General features: G+C 72.2%; 5 protein-coding genes and 1 pseudogene. 4 read left to right on the top strand and 2 right to left on the bottom strand.

Annotated features, from left to right (window positions below; all coding sequences use genetic code 11):
- A pseudogene (locus ACNFOC_RS56150) lies at positions 1 to 175 on the bottom strand (Rv1733c family protein); the annotation flags it as partial.
- A gap of 216 nt (positions 176 to 391) precedes the next feature.
- Positions 392 to 784 (bottom strand): STAS domain-containing protein, encoded by a 393-nt coding sequence (locus ACNFOC_RS52255; protein WP_416966003.1) that lies wholly within the window; start codon positions 782 to 784, stop codon positions 392 to 394.
- Positions 785 to 996: 212 nt separating this feature from the next.
- Between ACNFOC_RS52255 and ACNFOC_RS52260 the strand changes: the two genes are divergently transcribed.
- From ACNFOC_RS52260 to ACNFOC_RS52275, 4 genes are all read left to right on the top strand, one after another.
- Complete coding sequence (locus ACNFOC_RS52260) at positions 997 to 2,094, top strand: zinc-dependent alcohol dehydrogenase family protein (RefSeq protein WP_416966004.1); 1,098 nt, start codon at positions 997 to 999, stop codon at positions 2,092 to 2,094.
- Complete coding sequence (locus tag ACNFOC_RS52265) at positions 2,087 to 2,836, top strand: helix-turn-helix domain-containing protein (RefSeq protein WP_416966005.1); 750 nt, start codon at positions 2,087 to 2,089, stop codon at positions 2,834 to 2,836. Before ACNFOC_RS52260 ends, ACNFOC_RS52265 begins: the two co-directional genes overlap by 8 nt.
- A gap of 49 nt (positions 2,837 to 2,885) precedes the next feature.
- On the top strand, positions 2,886 to 3,326 hold the full coding sequence (locus ACNFOC_RS52270) for a pyridoxamine 5'-phosphate oxidase family protein (RefSeq protein ID WP_416966006.1): 441 nt from the start codon (positions 2,886 to 2,888) through the stop codon (positions 3,324 to 3,326).
- A 179-nt stretch (positions 3,327 to 3,505) separates the two neighbouring features.
- Positions 3,506 to 3,653 (top strand): universal stress protein (locus ACNFOC_RS52275; RefSeq protein WP_416966007.1); only part of this gene is annotated, 148 nt, incomplete at its 3' end.

Here is a 3,653-nt window from a genome sequence, read left to right on the forward strand (position 1 = left end):
GTTCGGCCCCGGCCCCGGTGCCGAACGCCGGACCGGCGAAGGCGAGCGCGGCGGTCAGGCCCAGGACGGCGGATTCGGGCGTCGCCTCCTCCGAACTCACCGGCTCGGTAGTGAAGTCGCCCGCGGAGTCCACCCAGAGCACGACCTCGGATCCGGCCTTCTGCCCCGTGTCCACCAGGGCGCTGCCCGTACGGCGGGTGCCGCTCGGTGCGCTGCGCGGCGAACACCTCGTCGGCGGCGTGGCCCGTCACCAGACCGGCGAGTGCGCCGCCCACCAGGACCACCGCCCACACGACCAGGACGATCCAGGCCTCGGCGATGTCGTCGTGCCGGCGCAACGGATTGCTCCGCGAGCGCCACAGCCGCTTCCGCAGATGCCTGGAAGGGCCGTTCAGCCCGCTGCGGCGGAGATGTCGCCGGACTCCGGCCCGGCGGCCAGGGCGTTCGGCAGCCGTGCGTGGATCTCGAAGACGCCACCGAGCTGGGCGTGGCGCAGTAGTCGCAGGAAGCCGGTGTCCCCGGTGACGAACCGGAGCCGTCCGCCCCGGGCCGCGGTCCGGTTCTGCGCCCGGCACAGGACGCCCAGCCCGGCACAGTCGACGAACGACACGGAGCGCAGGTCCAGTACGAGATCGGGGCGGGGACCGGCGGTCAGCATGTCCAGGCGGGCCGACAGCGGGTGCGCCGTGAGGAGGTCGATCTCGCCGCACAGCGCCACGACGGTCGTCCCGTCGATCACGCGTTCCGAGGAGCGCAGGGCGGCGGTGGTGTGGATCTCGGTCATGGTGCGAGCCAACCGGCCGAACGGTCCCGCGCGGAAGGGCCGACCGGACCCGCCCACCTGTTCGGGATGGGCCGTTCGGCCCACCCCGCGATCGCCCGGTCGCGACGGCCCCGTCCGGCCGGACGATGAGGGCCGACCGGCCCAAGCCAGGACCGACGGACCCGGACACGCTGGACACGCGGGGGCAGTCGACCGAATGGGGAAGGAACGTCATGAAGGGCTACGTCTTCCACGGCCCGGGACAGTCCTCCTGGGACACCGTCCCGGATCCAGGCATCAAGGACGCCACCGACGTGATCGTGCGCGTCGACGCCGTCACCATTTGCGGAACCGATCTGCACATCCTCAAGGGCGACGTGCCCGAGGTCCGCCCCGGCACCGTCCTCGGCCACGAGGCGGTCGGCGAGGTCGTGGAAGCCGGCTCCGACGTCCGGACCGTACGGCCCGGGGACCGGGTCCTGGTCTCCTGCATCACCGCCTGCGGGCGCTGCGCCTTCTGCCGCAAGGCCATGTACGGCCAGTGCCGCGGCGGCGGAGGCTGGATCCTCGGCCACCTCATCGACGGCACCCAGGCCGAGTACGTACGCGTCCCGCACGCCGACCTCTCCGTCCACCCGCTGCCCAGCACGCTGGACGCCAAGGACGCCGTCCTGCTGGCGGACATCTTCCCCACCGGGTACGAGGTGGGCGTGCTCAACGGACGGGTGCGTCCCGGAGACACCGTCGCCGTCGTCGGCGCCGGTCCGGTCGGGCTGGCGGCGATCGCCACCGCCCGGCTGTTCTCGCCCGAGCGCGTCGTCGCCGTGGACCTGGCCCCCGCCCGGCTGGACGCGGCGAAGAGGTTCGGCGCCGACGCCGTCGTGGACGCCCGCGAGACCCCGGAGCAACTGGTCGCCGACCTCACCGACGGGCTCGGTGCCGACGTCGTCATCGAGGCGGTCGGCGTGCCGGAGACCTTCGAACTGTGCACCCGCATGGTGCGGCCCGGCGGTCACGTCGCCAACGTCGGCGTGCACGGCAAGCCCGCGACCCTGCACCTCGAAGACCTGTGGATCAAGAACATCACCATCACCACCGGCCTGGTCGACACCCACTCCACACCCACCCTGCTGCGCATGGCGGCGGCCGGCCGGCTGCCCACCGGCGCGCTGGTCACCCACACCTTCCCGCTGGAGCACATGGAGGAGGCGTACGACGTCTTCGCCGACGCGGCCGACACCGGCGCCCTCAAGGTGGTGCTCGGCGGGAGCCGGCACGAGGAGATCGCCGTCCAGGCGGCGGGACGAAAGGACGTGACGAGTCATGCCTGACCCGTTCCCGCTGAACGTGGCGGAGGGCTCACCCACGGGTGACCTCGGACGCCGGATCGCCGTACGGCGCACGGCACTTGGCCTCTCCCGGGAGGAGACGGCTGACCGGGCGGGCGTGGCGGCGAGCTACCTCCAGTACCTGGAGGAGTTTCCCGGCGCCGCTCCGGGCCGGAGTGTTCTGCTCAGGCTCGCCGAGGTCCTGGACACCACCGTGACGAACCTCGCCGGAGGCGACGGCGACCAGCCGCCCGGCCCGGGGCGGGCCGGCTCCGACCCGACGTTCACCGAACTGACCGTCCAGGAGTGCCGCGAGCTGCTGTCGACGCACGGGGTGGGCAGGGTCGCGATACCCACCGTTTCGGGACCCGTCATCGTCCCCGTCAACTACAGCGTGGTCGACGGGGCGATCGTGTATCGGACCGCTCCCGGTGCGATGCCGTCCCGGGCGGCGGGCTGCCAGGTGACCTTCGAAATCGACCGTATCGACGACGCGTTCAGCGAAGGCTGGAGTGTGCTGGCGATCGGCCGGGCACGGACCGTGACCGACGCGGACGACGTACGGCGTCTGACGGAACACGCGTTCAGCACGCCGTGGGCCGGCGGCTCACGCGAGGAGTGGGTCCGTATCGACGCGCTGAGCCTCACCGGACGTCGGATCGCCACACGCGCAGGGACCTTCTCCGCGGCGAGCGGGACCGACGGCCCCTCACCCGCCGGCTCCGCGGCGCGAAACATGGAGTGACCTCCACCGACCCGCAGACCCGTGCACAGGGCGAGAGACGGACTGGCTGATGTATTCCAACGACGGATTCCGCGAACTGGACCGACACGAGTGTCTGCGCCGGCTGGGGCAGGCGCCCGTCGGCCGTATCGTGCACACCCGCCAGGCCCTGCCCGCCGTCCTGCCCGTGAACTTCTGTCTGGACCACGACGGCGCGGTGCTGCTGTGCGCCTCGGCGGCCTCGGAGCTGGTGCGCGCGATCGACGGCTCGGTGGTCGCCTTCGAGGCCGACGAGGTCGATGCCGTCGCGCACTCCGGCTGGAGCGTCGTCGTCACCGGGTCGGCCACCGTGGTGATCGACCCGGCCGAGCACGAACGCCTGGTCCGCACCGGCCCGCGCTCCTGGGTGCCCTCGCCCAATGAGGTCTTCGTACGCGTCGAGCCCGAGCTGGTGACGGGACGTGAACTCGTGGGCGGGCGCTCGATGTACGGCGTCGACCTCACCTGCTGAACACCGGCACGCCATACGGCCCCACGAGAAGGGGCCGTATGGCGTGCCGGCAGGTTCGCGTGGCCCCTGACCCGGTCCGTCCGCGCAGGACGAGCATCGTCGGCGGAGCCGTCGTTCGGATGGGCGGCCCCTTCCCGCCGAACACGGCGAGCACGCAACAGTCAGAAGGGAGACGGGACATGACTCTCCATCAGGTGATCGTCGGAGTGGACGGTTCGCTGGTCTCGGTCCGGGCACTGGACCGGGCCGCGGACGAAGCCGCGCGTCGCGGCCTCGCATTGGGCGTCGTGTACGCCGTGCCCGACAGCGATGAGGCGGGACCGGTCC

Origin of the sequence: Streptomyces colwelliae (assembly GCF_048158785.1) — a bacterium.
Classification (GTDB): domain Bacteria; phylum Actinomycetota; class Actinomycetes; order Streptomycetales; family Streptomycetaceae; genus Streptomyces.

What these genes read in the sequence shown, in the direction of transcription:
- ACNFOC_RS52260 (WP_416966004.1), top strand. Translation starts at nt 997, where the DNA reads ATGAAGGGCTACGTCTTCCACGGCCCGGGACAGTCCTCCTGGGACACC.
- ACNFOC_RS52255 (WP_416966003.1), bottom strand. Translation starts at nt 784, where the DNA reads ATGACCGAGATCCACACCACCGCCGCCCTGCGCTCCTCGGAACGCGTG.
- ACNFOC_RS52265 (WP_416966005.1), top strand. Translation starts at nt 2,087, where the DNA reads ATGCCTGACCCGTTCCCGCTGAACGTGGCGGAGGGCTCACCCACGGGT.
- ACNFOC_RS52270 (WP_416966006.1), top strand. Translation starts at nt 2,886, where the DNA reads ATGTATTCCAACGACGGATTCCGCGAACTGGACCGACACGAGTGTCTG.